The sequence below is a fragment of the Halomonas sp. 11-S5 genome (genome assembly GCF_029889825.1).
Lineage (GTDB): Bacteria > Pseudomonadota > Gammaproteobacteria > Pseudomonadales > Halomonadaceae > Halomonas.
On sequence record NZ_JARANW010000003.1, the window covers coordinates 78543 to 97190 of the forward strand.

Below are 18648 nucleotides of genomic sequence, written 5' to 3' on the forward strand. Positions count from 1 at the left end.
TATCTCCTGCTTAGCGGCGATCGGGTAATGAAATGACGCCGCTATGGGCTTCTTTGGCAAACATTTCTGCTGTCCGCAGGCCCGCTGCGGTCATGATGTCGAGGTTACCGGCGTACTTGGGTAGGAAATCGCCCAATCCTTCCACCTCCATGAACATGGATACCCGGTTGCCGTCGAAGACCGGGCCATTGACCAGGCGGTACCCGGGAACATACTGCTGAACTTCTTTCACCATCGTATGGACTGATTCGGTAATGGCATCCTGGTCTGGTTGACTTTCGGTAAGACAGTGCACTGTGTCGCGCATGATCAAGGGAGGCTCAGCCGGGTTGATGATAATGATGGCCTTACCTTCTTTGGCTCCGCCGACTTTCTCCACGGCTCCAGCGGTGGTACGGGTAAATTCGTCGATGTTCTTACGGGTGCCCGGGCCGACAGAGCGGCTCGACACAGTGGCAATAATCTCACCGTAGTCGACCGGTTGTATCCGGGACACCGCCGCAACCATAGGTATGGTGGCCTGGCCACCGCAGGTCACCATGTTGACGTTCATTTCCAAATTACGGGCATGGTCCGCCAGGTTTACCGGCGGGACACAGAAAGGGCCGATGGCGGCGGGCGTGAGATCCACCATGATGACGCCCAGCTCGTTCAGCTTACGGCTGTTTTCAGCATGGACATAGGCTGAGGTGGCATCAAAAGCAATGCGGATGTCGTCTTCAATCACATGTTCGAGCATGCCTTCCACGCCAGTGGCGCAGGTCTTGATACCCATTTCAGCTGCGCACTTGAGGCCTTCTGATTCAGGGTCAATACCCACCATCCACACGGGCTCAATCCACTCGGACCGTTGCATTTTCATCAGCAAGTCGGTGCCGATATTTCCGGGGCCAATGATGATTGCTTTCAGTTTTTTACTCATATCTATCTCTCGCCTTTCAGCTATTTATCAGGTTACCAAGGCCCAGGGAAATGGCGGGCACGTAGGTGATTAACAGCAATGCAGCCAGCATCACAATCAGGAAAGGAATAGCGCTGTGCATGACTTTCTCAAGCGACAACGATGCCACCCGTGAGGCGACAAAGAGGTTGACGCCCACTGGCGGAGTGATCATGCCGATCGCTAGGTTTACGATCATGATAATGCCGAAATGAATCGGATCGACGCCGATGCTATTGGCGATGGGCAACAGAATCGGAGTCAGAATGATGATCGCTGCGAGGGTTTCCATGAAGGTGCCGATGATCAGCAGCAGGATGTTGATCAGCAGCAATAGTATCAGCGGATCACTGATAATTTCTACAACCCATTCAGTTAGCTGGATCGGAATGCGTTCGATGGTCAGCACCCGCCCAAAGATGGTGGCAGCGCCTACGATGATCATAATGGTGGCGGTCACCAAGGCAGAGTCCGCCAGGATGTGGTATAGAGATTTGAGGGTCAGTTCCCGATACAGCAACAGACCGACAATCAGACCATAGAACACCGCTACCGCAGCGGCTTCGGTGGGGGTAAAAACGCCGCCGTATATGCCGCCGAGAATGATGACAGGCACCAGCAAAGCCCATTTGGCATCCCATACTGTGGCGAGGGCTTCCGTCATACTGGGACCAGGCTCTTTTAGATCCACACCTTCACGCCGGCTTACAAACCAGGCATAACCGATCAGAAACAGGCCGATAATCAGGCCTGGAATAATGCCTGCCAGGAACAAGGAGGTTACTGATACGTTAGCTGATGAGGCATAGATCACCATCGGAATGCTAGGAGGAATGACAATGCCAAGGCCGCCGGCGGAGGCAATCAGGCCGCTGGAAAATGCTGGTTGATAACCGTTCCGGGTCATTGCTGGCAGCAGAATGGCACCTACCGCGGCTACCGTGGCAGGCCCGGAGCCTGAAATGGCACCAAAGAACATGCAGGTAACCACTGCGATCACCGCCATGCCGCCATTAAACCGACCGAACAGAATCTTGCCCACGGCCAGCAGGCGCTCGGACAAGCCGCCGTGGCTCATCAGGTTGCCGGCCAGGATAAAGAAGGGCACCGCCATCAGTGGGAACGAGTCGATCGAGGTCACTAGTCCCTGGGCGACGTAACTTGAGCTGACTTTACCGCTGAATAACAGTGCGGCGCTGGAGGCCAGACCCAGGGCGATGGCTATGGGGACGCTCAGCAACAAAAATAGACCGAACAAGCCAAACAGGATCAGGGCGGTCATGCGGTTGTACCTCCACGGTGGATGGCGCGGATCTCCTGATAGATAGCCTGTAGTAACCGCAGGGCGGTCAACGCCAGTCCGAATACAGGGGCGATATAGACATACCCCATGGGCACCCTGAGGGACGCGGATTGCTGGTTGAAGCGGAAGATTTTCTCTGTCAGGGCAATGCCTTCCTTGATAACCAAGCCGCAGAATACTAGAAATACTATGTAAACCAGGATGTTGAAGTGGTGGCTAAAGCGCAGCGGGAACTTTTGTGAAAATGCGGTTACCCGGATGTGTGCGTGTTTCTTCACGGCATAGCTGGTACCAATCCAAGTCATCCAAATAAATAGGTACCGAGCGAGTTCTTCCGACCAAGTGATGGACGAACCGATAACAAAACGCATGAAAATCTGCGCGATAATCAGGGCAGACATGGCGCTGATCAGGGTAACCAACAGGATTTCTTCAAAGTATTTGTCAAGGAACTTCATGGCGAGGCCTCTTCCCGGGCAGGCACAGGACCTGCCCGGTGGTGCGATTATTGAGCTGCCTCGATCACGCGGTTGGCAAAGTCAGAACCAACAATTTCTTTGATGCGGTCGTAGACCGGCTGCATTTGTGATGAGAAGGTCTTGAGCTCTTCCGGTGTCAGGGTAGTGATGGTTACGCCCTTTTCTTCCAGTTCGATTTCTGCCGCCTCGTCGGCTTTCTGGGCCAGACCGCGCTGGTAGGCTTTGGTATCTTGAAATACTTGGCGGAAGATCTCTTGCTGATCGTCACTCATCTGGTGTTGCACTTCCGGGTTCATCAAAACCACGAATGGGGAGTAAATGTGGTTGGTTTTACTGATGTACTTCTGTACCTCATCAAAACGCATGTCCCGGAACAGGTTGATGGGTCCTTCTTGGGCTTCGAAAGTGCCTTGTTGTAGTGCGGTGTAGAGCTCGTTGAAGGCCAGTGGTGCGGGGTTGGTGCCCAGCTCGCGCCAGGTCATCAGGTGGATCTGGTTTTCCATTGTGCGCATATCCAGACCCTTCACGTCTTCGGCAGTGTGAACAACTTGACGGTTGTTGGTGAGCTGGCGGAAACCGTTTTCCCAATAACCCAAACCAACCATGCCGACGTTATCCAGACTGCTCAGCAATTCCTCACCTATATTACCATCAAGCACTTTGTAGACTGACTCGCGATCCTGGAATAGAAACGGCATGTCCAGGGCGAAAAACTTCTTGTTGAAGCTGGCCAGTGGCGCGGAGGACACAAACACCATGTCGATGTTGCCCAGCTGAATACTCTCGATTAGTTCACGTTCACCGCCGAGCTGGCCGTTGGGAAAAATTTCCAACCCAATGGCACCATCGGTGCGTTCGCGGAGTTCCTTGTCCATATATTCCAGCGCTAGGTGGCCGGTATTGGTGGTGGAGGCAGCGTGGGCAGCCTTGATGGTCAATTCAGGCGCAGCCTGTACTTGGCTGAAGGTAAAAGTGGTAGCCAGCGCGCCGGCCAAGACAAGTTTACTGCTAATTTGTAACAAATTTTTCATGCTTACCCCGTTTGGTTATCATTGCCGTTGTTCTTGTCAATGCGCCAAGAGTGTTGAAGCTTTGATTGACGAAGTATAACAGTAAGGGAAAAATAAAAATCTGTCAAATAGCGAATGAATATTTCATTATGTGGAAGATTCGGCATCTTCTGGATTAGCAGCGAACATTAGCTGGCCAAATTGCCCGCTGCGGGTGCAGCCCACAGTTGGTTGCACGATGACCAACGCCCTATGGTCGACCTGCCGGTGCCCGCGAACGCGCTGACACCAGCCGAAGAGCAGGAGATCCCGACGTGTGCCACCGCCCCGAGTCCACTAGTCTGCCACTTGAGCAGATCGTGGTGCGCCTAGTGGTACAACCATGAGCACCGCCACAGCGGGATTCGCTTCGTGACACCGGCACAGCGGCATGCCGGAGAGGATACCGAGGTGCTGGCCAAGCAGCATGCCATCAATCAGGCAGCGTGTGCGTCTAACCCTGCTCGCTGGAGCGGCGCCACCCGCAACTGGTCGGCGCGTCGGACGGTCTGGCTGAATCCGGACCAGGAAGATCCGCTTGTTCAACACGATCAGCGGTTAGAATAGAGCAATCGCACGTAGAGAAGGCTTCTCATTCCAGGCCAAGTAGATGAGCGCGATATTCATCTGAGCTGGCCGCAGTGATTCGCTTGGTCTTGAAGCTTCCCTTGCGTGTTACCGGATCCAGGCGAATCAGGTTAAGTGTCAACCGCTTGAGAATCGCCAGGTTATGCCCAGCGTACGCCGTTCGTGCCCGCATCGGGTCATCGGCAAAGGTCACGTTCAGGCACCAGTGCACCGGGTTCTCGATGCGCCAATGCTGTCGAACCGCCTTGGCCAGCTGGTCGGGATTCGGCTCCAGACTACTGAGGTAGTAACGGCGCTGATGTTCCGTCTTGCCTTGTCTTTCGCGTGTTGACTCGATGACGGCGAAGCAGCGCAGGTCCGGCCAGCGAGCCGGCTTCGGCAGGCAGTCCAGCGCATCGAACACGTAGCAGCGTCGTGTCTCCAGGCGGCCATGCGCCTTGCTGACCTCCTCCTTGAGCTGGTGTTGGTTCTCCTTGACGGCCAGTACATAGTCGGGCCGACGGTCGCGGATCGCCTGGGCAATCGAAGGCTGGGTGCCCATGGCATCAATGGTGACAATGCAATCTTCCAGTGCCAGGGTGACCAGCAGGTCCGGAATGGCGGTCTTCTCGTTCGACGTGGTGGCGGTCGCCTGTTGGCCGAGAATGACGTGCGCATCAGCGGCAAAAGCGCTGACGAGGTGCAAGGGTGCCTGGCAGGCCTTGGCCGACCGTCGGCTGGTCTTGCCATCCAGCGCAACGACCTGTGGCGAGACGCTGGGCAAGACGCCTTCTACTCAGCGGCGGAAAGCGGCTTCAAACGCGTGCGGGTCCATCAGGCCGAAGAGCCGGGCGAAGGTGTCATGCGAGGGGACCCCATTTTGGGCAAAGCGAGGTACTGGCGGAGCCAGGGGAGCTTCTCCTTGGCCCAGAGTTCGATCTCCTCAAAGGTGTCGGCGCTCACGAGGACCCCGCAGACGGCAACGGTGAGCAAGTCGGGCAAGGGGTGCTGCACCTTGCTGGGATGACGCGGATCGGTAACGGTGGCGAAGATATCCAGGATTGGCACGCCAGTCTGGGGCAACGCATCCTTCGCTCAAATACCCCAGCTATATCGAATCATTCTTTATGAAGCAATTGCCAATTGCGAACGAATCTCGTCGTGCGATTGCCCAGCCGTATCACGCCGGTGGGCTTTGTTCTGCGCCCACGCCGGGTATAATCGGTGTCAACTCACTAATCAGCAGGAGTTGACCTTGGGCCTTCTCGTCGGTGTCACCGCCCTCTGGGCGTTCTCGTTCTCGTTGATCGGCGTCTACCTGGCTGGCCAGGTGGACAGCTACTTCGCGGTCCTGATGCGGATCGGTTTGGCGACGCTGGTCTTCCTGCCCTTCCTGCGCCCCTCGCTATTGCGCGGCCGCCAGCGGCTCGCGCTGATGGGGCTGGGGGCGGTGCAGCTGGGCGTGATGTATATCTTCTTCTACCAGTCCTTCCTGCTGCTCTCGGTGCCGGAGGTACTGCTGTTCACCATCTTCACACCGATCTACATCGCCCTGCTCGACGACGCCCTCTTCGGGCGCTTCACACCTTTCTATCTGGTGACCGCGTCGCTGGCGGTGTTGGGTGCGGCGATAATCCGCTACCAGGGCCTCGACAGCGGTTTCTGGGTGGGCTTCCTGGTGGTCCAGGGGGCCAACCTCTGCTTCGCCCTGGGGCAGGTGGGCTATCGGCGCCTATCGGCGGGCCTGCCCGCCTCGCTGCCCCGTCACAGTGTGTTCGGATGGTTCTACCTCGGCGCGCTGGCGGTGGCCGTGCCTGCCTTCGCGCTGCTGGGCAATGCCGCGGCACTGCCGGCTTCCGGGGTCCAGTGGGGCGTGCTGCTGTGGCTGGGGCTGGTGGCCTCGGGCCTGGGCTACTTCCTGTGGAACCTGGGGGCCACCCGGGTCGATGCCGGAGCCCTGGCGATCATGAACAATGCCCTGATCCCCGCCGGCCTGCTGGTCAACCTGGTGATCTGGAACCGCGATGCCGACCTCGCGCGCCTGGGACTGGGGGGGGCCATCATCGTCGGCTCGCTGGCGCTCAACGAGTGGTGGCTGAAGCGCCGCAGCCTCAAGGCAGCCTGACCAACGCGTTTGCCCGCCTCGTGGCCAGTCGCCATACTGAGCGGCCGCGAAGCGAGAGGCCTGCGCATGCCAACCTTCAAGAACATCGGTCTGATCGGTCGCCTGGGCAGTGCCAATGTGGTCGACACCCTCAAGCGCCTGATCCGCTTCCTCGACGCCGGTGGCTATCATGTCATCATCGAGGACAGGACCGCCACGGTACTGCTTGACCATGGCCATCCCGAGGCCAGTCGACGCCTGCTCGGCGAGCTCTGCGACCTGGTGATCGTGGTCGGTGGCGACGGCAGCCTGCTCGGCGCCGCCCGTACCCTCTGCCACAGCGGCACCCTGGTGCTGGGCGTCAACCGCGGTCGCCTGGGCTTTCTCACCGACATCTCGCCCGACGAGATCGAGGCGCGTGTCGGCGAGGTGCTCGAGGGCCGCTATGAGCTCGAGGAGCGCTTTCTGCTGGATGCCGAGCTCTACCGGGGCGACGTCCAGGTCGGCAATGGTGATGCCCTCAACGAGGTCGTGCTGCATCCGGGGAAGGCGGTGCGCATGATCGAGTTCGAGCTGTTCATCGACGACCAGTTCGTCTACAGCCAGCGCAGCGACGGCCTGATCATCGCCACGCCCACCGGCTCCACGGCCTATGCGCTCTCCGGCGGCGGGCCGATCATGCATCCCAAGCTCGATGTCATCACCCTGGTGCCGATGTTCCCGCATACCCTGTCGAGCCGCCCCATCGCCATCGATGCCGCCAGCGAGATCCGCATCCATATCGGCGAGACCAACCAGACCTATCCGCATATCAGCTGCGATGGCCAGACCCGCGCGGTGGCCAAGCCCGATGATGTGCTGGTGATCCGGCGCAAGCCCCGGCGGGTGCAGCTGGTCCATCCGCTGGGCCACAACTTCTACGAGGTCCTGCGCAGCAAGCTGGGCTGGAGCAATCGCCTGGGGGACTGAGGTGAGGAGAGCGACGTGAGCATGCAAGGTGGCCTCGAAGGCTACGACCTGATCGGCGATGTCCACGGCTGCGGTGCGACCCTGGGCTCACTGCTCGAGCGGCTTGGCTACCATCGACGTGGCGGCGTCTATCGCCATCCGCGCCGCAAGGTGATCTTCCTCGGTGACCTGATCGACCGGGGGCCGCGCATCCGCCTGGCGGTCAGCATCGCCCGGCGGATGGTCGAGGAGGGGGAGGCCCACATCGTCATGGGCAACCACGAGGTCAATGCCCTGGCCTACTGCCATCGAGCCCCGGGCGGCCTGGGGCGCGAGTGGCTGCGCGAGCACACGCCGCGCCACAATCGCATCATCCAGGAGACCCTGGAGCAGTACCGCGACCATCCCGAGGAGTGGGAGGAGGCGCTCGCCTGGTTCCTGGACATTCCCCTGTGTCTCGAACTCGACGGCCTGCGGGTGGTGCATGCCTGCTGGGACCCGCCGCTGGTGGAGGCGCTGCGCCGCGAGCATCCCGACGGCCGCATCGATGAGGCGTTCCTGGCCGCCTCGGTGGTGCCGGGGACCCTGGAGTTCCGTATCCTCGACCGCCTGACGCGTGGCACCCATGTGCCCCTGCCGGAGGGCGTGGAGATCCAGTCGGGTGACGGCTTCACCCGGCGCAGCTTCCGTGCCCACTTCTGGGCCCGGCAACCGCAGACCTGGGGCGACGTCATCTTCCAGCCGGACAACCTGCCCGATGACCTGGAGCGTCGCGAGCTCTCCGCCGAGGAGCGCGCCCGATTGAGCTACTATGGGCCCGAGCAGCCGCCGCTGTTCATCGGCCACTACTGGTGCGAAGGTATCCCGGCCCTGCCTGCCGCCAACGTCGCCTGCCTGGACTACAGCGCGGTCAAGTTTGGTCGCCTGGTGGCCTACCGCTGGAGCGGTGAGTCGACCCTCGATGCCAATCACTTCGTGTGGGTCCGCGTGCCTCGCGAGGAAGAGGCCCGGCCGCAGCCCTGGGAGATCGATTTCGATTGATACAATTCGTTACAAGAAAGTCATGTCATCGGGCTGAACTCTCGCCCACCCACGCCATCAGAGTAGGTGTTCCCTTGAATGATCCCTTGCTCTTGTCCGGCGGCCCCCTCCGCCGGACTTTTTCTTTGCGTGGCCTGCACGCGCCGTCACGCCGGGCTCGTCACCTGCTGGAGAGGCCATGTACCGGGTAATCCTGCTGCCCCACGATGTCGACACCCGTGAGCTGCGGCGTGCCCTGTGGGCCCATCGCATCGGCCACCGCGTCACCGAGGAGAGCGAGGGGCAGGTGCTGTGGCTGGTCGACCCCGAGCAGCACGAGGCGATGCTCAGGCTGCTAGAGCACTGGCGGCAGGGCGAGCCGCTGATGCCCGAACAAACGCCGGCCGCGAGGCGCTCGCCCGGCGAGCTGCTCGGCCCCTTTCGCCAGGTGCCGGTGACGTCCCTCGCGCTGGTGCTGTGCCTGATGGTCTTCGCCGCCATGGGGGTACTCGGCGACCGGGTGGTCGCGGCGCTGACCGTCGTGCCGGTGGTCGTGGCCAATGGCGGCCTGGCCTTCGGCAACCTCGGTGAGGCGCTCGCCTCGGGCCAGGTATGGCGGCTGCTGTCACCGGCCTTCCTGCACTTCGGCTGGATGCACCTGATCTTCAACATGCTGTGGCTCTGGTACTTCGGTCGCCAGGTGGAGGCGCTGCAGGGCAGCAGGCGGATGTTGACGCTGTTGCTCGTCGCCGGCATCGGCGCCAACCTGGCCCAGTACGCCGCGGGGACCGTGCTGTTCGGCGGCATGTCCGGCGTCGATTTCGCGCTGCTGGCCTATGTCTGGCTGATGTCGCGCCGCGCGCCGCGCAGCGGCTTCTTCGTGCCCCAGATGCTGGTGGTCTTCATGCTCGGCTGGCTGGTCTTCGCAATGACTGACATGGCCGCCATGGTCGGGTTCGGCAACGTGGCCAACGAGGCGCACCTGGGCGGGCTGGTCGTGGGCCTGGCGCTGGGCTGGTATCATTCCGGCCGCGCCCGCCGTCAATCCTGAGAGACCCCGTCATGAGCGAGATGTCCTTCGATCGCATGATCCAGCAGATGACCCCCTCCATCTACGAGAGCCTCAAGCGGGCCGTATCGCTGCGCAAGTGGCCGGATGGCCGGATGCTGACGGCCGAGCAGACCGAGCTGTGCCTCGAGGCGGTGATGCGCTATGAGGCGGAGAACCAGGTGCCCGAGGAACAGCGGGTCGGCTACCTGCAGCGACGCACCTGCGGCAGCGCCAGCAGCGGGGTTGACGTGCCCCCCGAACGGGCCGGCCTGGCCCGGGATGCCAGCCGTGACTGAGCCGATCGATACTGCCACGGTGGTTCAGGGTTGCCTGAACAAGATGGCTGTCGAACCAGGGACTCCGGCCCGCTACATGCTGCGCGCCGGCGAGGCGAGAATCGACCTCAATGCCTGTCTCGGCAAGCCCTTGCGGCTGGAATGGACCGGGGCCATCGCCTGCACGCACTGTGGCCGGGCCACCCGGAAGAGCTTCGCCCAGGGCCACTGCTACCCGTGTTTCAAGCGGCTCGCCCAATGCGACACCTGCATCATGAAGCCGGAGCTCTGCCATTTCTTCGAGGGCACCTGTCGCGAGCCCGATTGGGGCGAGCGTCACTGCTTCCAGCCCCATGTGGTCTATCTGGCCAACGCCTCGGGCCTCAAGGTGGGCATCACCCGCTCAAGCCAGATGCCGACCCGCTGGCTCGATCAGGGCGCCGTGCAGGCGCTGCCGATTCTCGAGGTGGACACCCGCCAGCAGTCGGGGTTCGTGGAGGTGCTGTTCAAGGAGGAAGTCTCCGACCGCACCAACTGGCGGGCCATGCTCAAGGGCGACACCCTGGCCCTTGACCTGGTGGCCGAGCGGGACCGCCTGCTGGCGCGCCTGGAGGCTGGCCTGGCCAACCTGCGCGAACGCTTCGGGGCCGACGCCATCCGCCTCCTCGACGAGGCGCCGCTGAGCTTCGACTATCCGGTGCTGGCGTTTCCCGCCAAGGTGGTCTCCCACAATCTCGACAAGAATCCTGTGGTGGCCGGCATCCTGCTGGGCATCAAGGGCCAGTACCTGATTCTCGACAGTGGCGTGATCAACCTGCGCAAGTTCACCGGCTACGAGGTCAAGGTCGCCGCCTGATCCCTGCGCTATGCTTCTGGTACCCCAGGCATTTTTCTGCAGGAGAGCAACCGATGAGCGAGTCCATGCGTGCCATGTGCCTGCATGCCCCGGGCAGGCCACTCGAACTGGAGCGGGTCGCGCGCCCCGTGCCCGGGCCCGGTGAGGTCGAGGTGCGCGTGCTGGCCTGCGGGGTCTGCCGGACCGACCTTCATGTCCTCGATGGCGATCTCACCGAGCCCCGCCTGCCGCTGATCCCGGGCCACGAGATCGTCGGTGAGGTGACGGCGCTGGGGGAGGGCGTCCAGGCGCCGGCCCCGGGAACGCGGGTCGGGGTGCCCTGGCTGGGCTGGACCTGCGGCGAGTGCGAGCCCTGCCGGGCCGGTCGCGAGAACCTCTGCGAGCGGGCCGAGTTCACCGGCTACACCCGCGATGGTGGTTACGCGGAGTACTGCGTGGCCGATGCCCGCTACTGCTTTCCCCTGGATGTCGAGGATGCCCAGGCCGCCGCCCCGCTGCTGTGTGCCGGCCTGATCGGCTATCGCACCTGGCGGCTGGCCGGTGGCGAGGCGAACCGCCGGCTCGGCATCTATGGCTTCGGTGCCGCGGCACACATCCTCGCCCAGCTCGCCGTCGCCCGGGGGCAAGCGGTCTATGCCTTCACGCGCCCCGGGGACACCCAGGCCCAGGCGTTTGCCCGTCGCCTGGGTGCCGTCTGGGCCGGCGGCAGCGACGAGGCCCCGCCCGAGCGCCTGGACGCCGCCCTGCTCTTCGCTCCGGTGGGTGAGCTTATCCCCACGGCACTGGCCGCGGTGCGTCCCGGCGGGGCGGTGGTCTCCGGGGGCATCCACATGTCCGATATTCCTTCCTTTCCCTACCGCCTGCTCTGGGAAGAGCGCTCGGTGAAGTCGGTGGCCAACCTGACTCGCCGCGATGGCGAGGAGTTTCTGACGCTCGCGCCCGAGGTGCCCATCAACACCGAGACCCAGGCCTACCCGCTGGAACAGGCCAACCAGGCACTGGAGGATCTGCGCGAGGGGCGCCTCTCCGGGGCCGCGGTGCTGATTCCCTGAACCGTTCCCTGACCCGGTGGCCCACGCCGAGTCTGTTCTCGAGGTGTCAATCGAACAGATCTCCCTGGGCATGGGGCGGTCGGAAGGCCGAGGTATCCAGTCTCTGGGCCGCCTCGGCCGCCGGGTCATTGAGGCCGAAGCGGCGGCAGGCCTTGCGGAAGCGTTGCTCCAGCAGCTCCGCGAACACCCCCTCGCCGCGCATGCGCTTGCCGAAACGCGAGTCGTAGTCCGCGCCGCCGCGGTACTGGCGGATGAGGCTCATCACCTTGCTGGCCCGTTCGGGGTAATGCGTCTCAAGCCACGACTCGAACAGCGGGGCGACCTCCCGGGGCAGGCGCAGCAGCATCCAGCCGGCGGTGGTGGCTCCGGCGTCCGCGGCGGCCTCGAGCAGGCGTTCGAGCTCGTGGTCGGTCAGCCCCGGAATCACCGGCGAGACCAGGGCACCCACCGGAATGCCGGCGTCGGCCAGGGTGCGGATCACTCTGAGCCTCGTGGACGGGGAGGCGGCCCGCGGCTCCAGGGTTCGCTTCAGCTCGGTATCGAGGCTGGTGAGGCTGACCATCACCCGCACCAGGCGCTGTCTGGCCAGGGCCCGCAGCAGGTCGAGGTCGCGCAGGATCAGCCCGCCCTTGGTCACCAGGGTCACCGGATGGCGGCACTCGAGCAGCAGCGCCAGGATGGCGTGGGTGGTGGTGTAGCGGGCTTCCAGGGGCTGGTAGGCATCGGTGTTGCCGGCAAGATTGATGGAGCGGCACTGGTAGCCGGGCCTGCACAGCTCTTCTCGCAGTCGCTCGACCAGCCCGGTACGGGCGATCAGCCGGGTCTCGAAGTCCAGACCCGGCGAAAGATCCCAGTAGGCATGGCTCGGCCTGGCGAAGCAGTAGATGCAGCCATGCTCGCAGCCACGATAGGGGTTGATCGAGCGGTCGAAGGGCAGGTCGGGGGAGCTGTTCCAGGACAGCGCGCTGCGAGTGCGTTCCTCGCGCACCTCGGTGGCCAGGCTCGTCGGCGACTCCTCCTGCCACCAGCCGTCGTCGACCGGCTCGCTGGTGGTCGGGGCGAAGCGGTTGTGGGGGTCGAAGGTGGCGCCGCGGCCCTTGCGCGCCACCCCGTCGCGGTTCGGCTGATGGACCATCGGGGGTGCCTGTTTGCTGTATTTATAAACAGTATATGTGCACAGTGATGGTCTGTCAGCTCATCGGCAAATCGGCTGCGCCAGGTCAATCCGCCCGAGGGTGCGCGTTGACGCTTCATCGGAGGGTTGCTAGCTTACGCGCACTCTCAGGTGCTGGTGGATGCTTCTGCCAGTGAAACGGGAAGTCGGTGACTCATTCCGACGCTGCCCCCGCAACGGTGATCGAGGAAAGAACGGCCATCACGCCACTGTGCTGCTGCACGGGAAGGCGGTCGTTCGGGACGTCGGGTCTGCTTCATGCCCGGCACTCACTCGTCAGCCCGGAGACCGGCCCGAGAGTTCATGCCGAGTTGCGGTGGGCAACCTCGAAGCAGGGCCGGCGCCACTTTTCCGTTTGTCCTTCTTCCTCGATCCCTCGCCGCCTCGGTACTCAACACGCCATCACGCCGTGCGGGTGAGTACGGTGAGCAAGGGACACACCATGAAAAGTAGACACCACGCCGTCCAGGGCCTGGCCGCCGTTGGCCTCGCCGCACTTCCGCTGGCCGTCCACGCCCAGGCGACCAGCGACGACCAGGCGTCCCCCACCGTCGAGCTCAATCCGATGGTCGTGACCGCCGCCCTGTCGCCGCGTACCGCCGACCAGAGCCTCTCCTCCGTCACCGTGATCGACGAGGCCACCCTGCGCCGCCAGGATCCCGCCAGCATCACCGATGTGCTGCGTGGCCAGCCCGGGGTGGATGTCAGCACCAGCGGGAGCTTTGGCAAGGTCAGTAACGTCTATATCCGCGGTACTTCCAACAAACAAAGTTTGCTTATGATCGATGGCATCCGCCTGCGTTCAGCGACAGCCGGAGGAGCTGCCTGGCAGTTTCTCGATCCACGGATGTTCGCGCGTGCCGAGATCGTGCGCGGGCCGCGTGGCAGCCTCTACGGCGCCGATGCGGTGGGCGGCGTGGTCCAGTTGTTTACCCCGGAAGGGGAAGAGGGCGAGCCCATGCCGAGTATTTCGGTGGGCGGCGGCTCCTTCGAGACCCAGCGATACAGTGCCAGCCTCTCCGGCGCCGAGGACGGCACCCGCTACCACTTCGCCGCGAGCCGTTTCGATACCGAGGGCGCACCGGTGCGCCGCGGTGGCGACGACAAGGGCTACGACAACACCACCGGCCTGGTGCGGCTCTCGCATACCCTGCAAGGCGGCGCCGAGGTGGGCATGCTCGCCCTGCGGGGCAAAGGTGAGACAGAGATCGAAGCTGGGAGCACGGATTATATCCAGCAGGTGGCGGGTATCTACGGTGAGGTTCCCGTAACCGAAAATTGGCGTAGCCGTCTAACCTTAAGCGATGCAAGAGACGAGCAGGAAACAGCTGCTTATAGCGATGCATACCTTACAAAGACTCAAACGGCTAGATGGAAGAATACTTTTGATATTGGTGCCCATGAACTGATTGTTGGCGCTGAGCACACAGAGGATAGTGTAGGCGGAAGCAATACGGGTAGTGGGGCTTACGACGTCGAGAGTCGTTATAATTCGGCAGTATTCGCCCAAGGGCTTCTCGATTTTTCGCCTTTTTCGCTCCAGGCTAGCCTTCGACACGACAGCAACGAGGCATTCGGTGACGAGGTGACGGGAAGTGTGGCTTTGGGGTATGAGCTGAACACTTATCATACCCTTCGGGCTAGCTATGGTACGGCATTCCGAGCACCAAGTTTCAACGAGCTTTACTTTCCTTACACTGATTATGGTTATGGCTATACATTTGAGGGTAATCCTGACTTGAAGCCCGAGTCATCCTACACCGCGGAGATTGGTATTCGTGGCCAATATAGCGACCACTTCTGGGACTTCGTCGTTTACCAGACTGATGTTGATGACTTGATTGTGTCTGCTGGGAATTCGGTCGACAATATTGATAGTGCGAAGATAAAAGGCGCTGAGCTCTCGGCTGGCACCGATCTTGCCGGTTGGACATTGCAAGCCGCACTTACCTATACGGACGCTCAAGACTCTGATTCTGGCGAAAGGCTTTCGAATAGAGCCAAGCGGAGTTTTCGGGTCGATATCGATCGCTCAATTTCTGACTTCGATGTTGGGGCATCCTGGCTTGCGCAAAGCGATCGGATCGATGGGTTCAGCCAGGAGCGTGTAGCAGGTTATGGCATCGTCAACCTGCGCGCCGGCTGGGAGTTTGCGCCGATGTGGTCTGCCCGTCTGACAGTCGATAACGCCCTGGACAAGGAGTATGAGACCGTGAAGGACTTCATCAATGCCGGCCGGGCGGCCTTTGTCAGCGTTCACTTTGGCCAGTAGGACCTCGTCAGTGCCCCGCCGTCTGTTCGGCTGGCCTGGGCTCTGGTTCGTGCTGCTGTGCGGCCTGGCCGGGCAGGCGTCTGCCGATGAGGTCTGCGCCATCGATGATACCGACCGCGAGGTCTGCCTGGCGGCGCCCGCCGAGCGGATTGCCGCGTTGTCCCCCGGCGCCACCGAGCTGCTTTTCGCCGCCGGGGCGGGGGAGCGGGTGGTGGCGGTGGTGGATCACAGCGACTATCCGCCCGAGGCCAGCGAGCTGCCCACGGTAGGCAGTCATGCCCGCCTGGACCTGGAGCGGTTGGTGGTCCTGCAGCCGGACCTGGTGATCGGCTGGGTCACCGGCAATCCCGCCGAACAGATGGAGCGCCTCGAGCGGCTGGGGGTGCCGGTGTTCCGCATCGAGCCTCGGGACTTCGAAGGCATCGCCTCGGCCCTCGAGCGGCTGGCGCGTCTGGCCGGCAACGAGGCGCAGGGACGCCTGGCCGCCGAGCGTTTTCGCCAGGGGCTCGCTGAGCTGGCGGCGCGCCATGCAGCCGCGCCTCCGGTGCCTGTGTTCTACCAGGTGTGGGACGCGCCGTTGATGACCGTCAACGACGACCATCTGATCGGCAAGGCGATCACGCTGTGCGGCGGCGTGAACATCTTCGGCGGCCTGTCGCGACTGGTACCGCGCATCGACGATGAGGCCCTGCTGGCGGCCGATCCCGAGGTGATCCTCGCCGGTGGGCGGGGGGAGGAGAACCGCAGCTGGCTGGAATACTGGCAGCGCTTTCCCGAGCTGACGGCGGTGGCCCGTGACAACCTCTTCTTCGTGCCCCCGTCACTGCTCCAGCGCCCCACGCCGCGCCTGCTCGAGGGCAGCCGGCGGCTCTGTGACAGGCTGGAGGTGGCCCGTGGGCGGCGCTAACCCGAGCCAAGGCCAAAGTGCCAGGGCCCACGGGCACCTCACGCCGGGCCAGCTGGCGTTGCCCCTGGGCGTGCTGGCCGCGCTCGCCCTGGCCGCCCTGGTGCTCGCCGTTGCCCTGGGCAGCGCCGATGTATCCCTGGGGGAGAGCCTCGCCGTGCTGGCGGGCGGTGGCGAGGTCCTGTCACGCACCCTGATCCTTGAGCTGCGCCTGCCGCGGGCCCTGGCCGCCTTTGCCACCGGCGGCCTGCTGGCAGTGGCCGGTGCCCTGATGCAGGTGTTGCTGCGCAACCCGCTGGCGGACCCCTATGTGCTGGGGCTTTCCGGCGGCGCAGCGGTGGGCGCCCTGCTGGCGATGCTGGCGGGGCTGGGCAGTGCCCTGATCTCGGGATCGGCCTTTGCCGGCGCCCTGACGGCGACCCTGCTGGTGTTCGGCCTCGCCCATGGGACCGGCAGCTGGACCCCCTCGCGGCTGCTGCTCACCGGGGTGGTCGTCGCGTCCGGCTGGGGGGCTTTGATCACTCTGATCCTGTCGCTCAGCCCGGCCCGGCAGCTGCCGGGCATGCTCTACTGGCTGATGGGCGACCTCGCCCATGCGCGGGGCCCCGGCGTCGCGCTGGGCCTGCTGGCCCTGGTCTGCCTGCTGGTGGTGCCCCTCGGGCGAAGCCTCAACGTGCTGGCCCGGGGCGGGCTGCAGGCCGCGGCCCTGGGCGTGGCGGTCCGGCGCCTGGAGTGGCTGATCTACCTGCTGGCGAGCCTGGTCACCGCCGTGGCGGTGACGACGGCGGGGAGCATCGGCTTCGTGGGGCTGGTGGTGCCGCACATGCTGCGCCTGGTGCTGGGCAACGACCAGCGGCTGATCCTTCCCGCCTGTGCCCTGGCCGGCGGCACCCTGCTGGTGCTGGCCGATACCCTGGCGCGGACGGTGATCGCCCCCGAGCAGTTGCCGGTGGGGGTGATCACCGCCTTGCTCGGGGTGCCGACCTTCCTCTACCTGCTGCATCGGAGCCGCTGATGAGTCGCCTGGAGACCCGCGGGTTGGTCATCGATATCCCGGGCCGCGACGGGGGAGATCCCCTGGACCTTGCCGTGCTGCCGGGCCAGGTGTGGGGGGTGCTCGGCCCCAATGGCGCGGGCAAGACCACCCTGCTGCATACCCTGGCCGGACTGCGCTCGCCGCGGGTCGGCCGGGTGGAGGTGGATGGCGTGCCCTTGACGCGCCTGCGCCGCCGCCGACGGGCCCAGTGCCTGGGGCTGGTCTTCCAGGAGCATCACGACGGCTTCCCCGCTACGGTGGAGGAGAGCGCCCTGATCGGCCGCCATCCCTGGCTTTCCCCGTGGCGGATGGAAACCGCCGAGGACCTGGCACTGGCCCAGCGTGCCCTGGCGCGGCTCGACCTGGCCGCGCTGGGCGGTCGCCAGGTGGCCACGCTCTCGGGTGGTGAACGCCAGCGGCTGGCGATCGCCACTCTGCTGGCCCAGGATCCGGGCGTCTGGCTCGCCGACGAGCCCACCAATCATCTGGACCTTCACCACCAGGTGGCGGTGATGCGGCTGCTGGCCGAGCAGGCGGCCGGCGGCCGCGCCGTGATGATGTGCCTGCATGACCTCAACCTGGCCGCTCGCTGGTGCGATCACCTGCTGTTGCTCTATCCGAACGGTGAGGCCTGCTGGGGCCCGGCGGAGAGCATGCTGGTCCCCGCGGCCCTCGAACGGCTCTATGGCCAGCGCCTGGCCAGTGCCGAGGTGGAGGGCTCGAGGGTGTTCGTCGCCGTTCCCTGAAGCCTGGCGCCGGGCCAGCTCAGGCGGGCAGGTGGCCGGCGAAGCGCGCCGGGTCGTCGCTGATCACCGCCTCGACGCCCCATTGCCAGCGCGGGGCGAAGGCGGTGGGATCGTTGGCCGTGTAGCAGAGCAGCCGGTAGCCCGCCGCGACGACCTCGCGAACGCGTGCCGGCTTGAGGCGCTTCCAGTTGGCATGCACGCTGTAGGCCTGCACCGGTTCGCAACGCCGCCGCCAGTCGCGGGAGATGCCCTCGAAGAGCACGCCCAGCGCAAGCGTCTCGGGCCCGGCCAGCGCGCGTGCAAGGGCCAGGGCGGTGTCGTTGAAGGAGGAGACCAGGCACCGCGCCGGTGGCAGTGCCTCCATCACCGCGGGCAGGGCGGTTTCCACCAGAGCCCGGGGGTCCCGGCCGCGATTCACCTTGAGCTCCAGGTTCACCCCCATCTCGAGCTCGTCGAGCAGGATGAGCATCTCTTCGAGGGTGGCCATGCGCTCGCCCAGGAAGTCATCGCCGAACCAGCTGCCCGCGTCGAGCCGGCGGGCCGCGGCCAGGTTCAGGTTGGCCAGTCGGCCGCGGCCATCGGAGCAGCGCCGGATGTTGGCGTCGTGCCAGATCACTGGTGTCCCGTCGCCGAGCAGCTGCACGTCCAGCTCCACCCAGGAGACGCCCGCGGTGTGGGCGGCGCGCACGGCGGAAAGCGTGTTCTCCGGAGCGTGGGCGGAGAGGCCGCGATGGGCGATCAGGCGGGGCAGGGGGATGTCGGGATGGGGCATGCACGGTCGTCCTGGTCAGCGAGGCGCCGTCCACTGGCGGCGAGGAAGCGGCCTACAGCGTATCGCCATCCGCCATGGACTGGATATGGTAGGCTGCGCG

The 18648-nt window shown here is 63.9% G+C and carries 17 protein-coding genes, 2 pseudogenes and 1 riboswitch; of the genes and pseudogenes, 12 read left to right on the plus strand and 7 right to left on the minus strand.

Annotated elements, in window-relative coordinates:
• Window positions 1-10: 10 nt before the first annotated feature.
• From OP497_RS03410 to OP497_RS03425, 4 genes are read right to left on the minus strand one after another with little or no spacing between them, the layout of a single operon-like run.
• Window positions 11-922 carry an acetaldehyde dehydrogenase (acetylating) gene (locus OP497_RS03410; protein ID WP_280546540.1) on the minus strand — a complete coding sequence of 304 codons (912 nt, stop codon included), beginning with the start codon at window positions 920-922 and terminating at the stop codon, window positions 11-13.
• A gap of 16 nt (window positions 923-938) precedes the next feature.
• The gene (locus OP497_RS03415; protein ID WP_280546542.1) at window positions 939-2222 is read right to left on the minus strand and encodes a TRAP transporter large permease; all 1284 of its coding nucleotides are present in this window, start codon (window positions 2220-2222) and stop codon (window positions 939-941) included.
• Window positions 2219-2701: a TRAP transporter small permease gene (locus OP497_RS03420; protein WP_280546543.1), complete on the minus strand. Its 483-nt coding sequence runs from the start codon at window positions 2699-2701 to the stop codon at window positions 2219-2221. Before OP497_RS03420 ends, OP497_RS03415 begins: the two co-directional genes overlap by 4 nt.
• A 47-nt stretch (window positions 2702-2748) precedes the next feature.
• The gene (locus OP497_RS03425) at window positions 2749-3753 is read right to left on the minus strand and encodes a TRAP transporter substrate-binding protein (RefSeq protein WP_280546544.1); all 1005 of its coding nucleotides are present in this window, start codon (window positions 3751-3753) and stop codon (window positions 2749-2751) included.
• A 351-nt stretch (window positions 3754-4104) separates the two neighbouring features.
• Here OP497_RS03425 and OP497_RS03430 point away from each other — a divergent pair.
• Window positions 4105-4338 (plus strand): annotated as a pseudogene (locus tag OP497_RS03430) (hypothetical protein); the annotation flags it as partial.
• 25 nt (window positions 4339-4363) lie between these two features.
• Here OP497_RS03430 and OP497_RS03435 read toward each other — a convergent pair.
• Window positions 4364-5421, minus strand: a pseudogene (locus OP497_RS03435) (ISAs1 family transposase).
• A 172-nt stretch (window positions 5422-5593) separates the two neighbouring features.
• Here OP497_RS03435 and OP497_RS03440 point away from each other — a divergent pair.
• From OP497_RS03440 to OP497_RS03470, 7 genes are all read left to right on the plus strand, one after another.
• Window positions 5594-6463, plus strand: coding sequence for an EamA family transporter (locus OP497_RS03440; protein ID WP_280546546.1), 870 nt, complete (start codon window positions 5594-5596; stop codon window positions 6461-6463).
• 66 nt (window positions 6464-6529) lie between these two features.
• Window positions 6530-7411 carry an NAD(+) kinase gene (locus OP497_RS03445; RefSeq protein WP_280546548.1) on the plus strand — a complete coding sequence of 294 codons (882 nt, stop codon included), beginning with the start codon at window positions 6530-6532 and terminating at the stop codon, window positions 7409-7411.
• A gap of 21 nt (window positions 7412-7432) precedes the next feature.
• Entirely contained in the window at window positions 7433-8431 is a 999-nt protein-coding gene (locus OP497_RS03450; protein WP_280546763.1) for a metallophosphoesterase, read from the plus strand.
• A 178-nt stretch (window positions 8432-8609) separates the two neighbouring features.
• Window positions 8610-9461: a rhomboid family intramembrane serine protease gene (locus OP497_RS03455; protein WP_280546549.1), complete on the plus strand. Its 852-nt coding sequence runs from the start codon at window positions 8610-8612 to the stop codon at window positions 9459-9461.
• An 11-nt stretch (window positions 9462-9472) separates the two neighbouring features.
• Window positions 9473-9757, plus strand: coding sequence for a DUF1315 family protein (locus OP497_RS03460; RefSeq protein WP_280546550.1), 285 nt, complete (start codon window positions 9473-9475; stop codon window positions 9755-9757).
• Window positions 9741-10592: a DUF2797 domain-containing protein gene (locus OP497_RS03465; protein WP_280546551.1), complete on the plus strand. Its 852-nt coding sequence runs from the start codon at window positions 9741-9743 to the stop codon at window positions 10590-10592. The genes OP497_RS03460 and OP497_RS03465 overlap by 17 nt, the downstream gene beginning before the upstream one ends.
• Before the next feature lie 53 nt (window positions 10593-10645).
• Window positions 10646-11644 carry a zinc-dependent alcohol dehydrogenase family protein gene (locus OP497_RS03470; protein WP_280546552.1) on the plus strand — a complete coding sequence of 333 codons (999 nt, stop codon included), beginning with the start codon at window positions 10646-10648 and terminating at the stop codon, window positions 11642-11644.
• Between the two features lie 46 nt (window positions 11645-11690).
• On the opposite strand, the gene OP497_RS03475 is transcribed toward OP497_RS03470, so the two are convergent.
• Window positions 11691-12779 carry a PA0069 family radical SAM protein gene (locus tag OP497_RS03475; RefSeq protein ID WP_280546553.1) on the minus strand — a complete coding sequence of 363 codons (1089 nt, stop codon included), beginning with the start codon at window positions 12777-12779 and terminating at the stop codon, window positions 11691-11693.
• 131 nt (window positions 12780-12910) lie between these two features.
• Window positions 12911-13130, plus strand: a riboswitch (cobalamin riboswitch).
• Between the two features lie 130 nt (window positions 13131-13260).
• Between OP497_RS03475 and OP497_RS03480 the strand changes: the two genes are divergently transcribed.
• The 4 genes from OP497_RS03480 (at window position 13261) to OP497_RS03495 (ending at window position 17776) form a co-directional block, all read left to right on the plus strand.
• The gene (locus OP497_RS03480; protein WP_280546555.1) at window positions 13261-15090 is read left to right on the plus strand and encodes a TonB-dependent receptor; all 1830 of its coding nucleotides are present in this window, start codon (window positions 13261-13263) and stop codon (window positions 15088-15090) included.
• 49 nt (window positions 15091-15139) lie between these two features.
• Window positions 15140-15997, plus strand: a complete 858-nt coding sequence (locus tag OP497_RS03485) for a cobalamin-binding protein (protein WP_280546764.1) — start codon at window positions 15140-15142, stop codon at window positions 15995-15997.
• A 64-nt stretch (window positions 15998-16061) separates the two neighbouring features.
• Window positions 16062-17009: an iron ABC transporter permease gene (locus tag OP497_RS03490; protein ID WP_280546765.1), complete on the plus strand. Its 948-nt coding sequence runs from the start codon at window positions 16062-16064 to the stop codon at window positions 17007-17009.
• Complete coding sequence (locus OP497_RS03495) at window positions 17009-17776, plus strand: ABC transporter ATP-binding protein (protein ID WP_280546556.1); 768 nt, start codon at window positions 17009-17011, stop codon at window positions 17774-17776. Before OP497_RS03490 ends, OP497_RS03495 begins: the two co-directional genes overlap by 1 nt.
• Window positions 17777-17795: 19 nt before the next feature.
• On the opposite strand, the gene OP497_RS03500 is transcribed toward OP497_RS03495, so the two are convergent.
• Window positions 17796-18548 carry a glycerophosphodiester phosphodiesterase family protein gene (locus OP497_RS03500; RefSeq protein ID WP_280546557.1) on the minus strand — a complete coding sequence of 251 codons (753 nt, stop codon included), beginning with the start codon at window positions 18546-18548 and terminating at the stop codon, window positions 17796-17798.
• Window positions 18549-18648 lie beyond the last annotated feature (100 nt).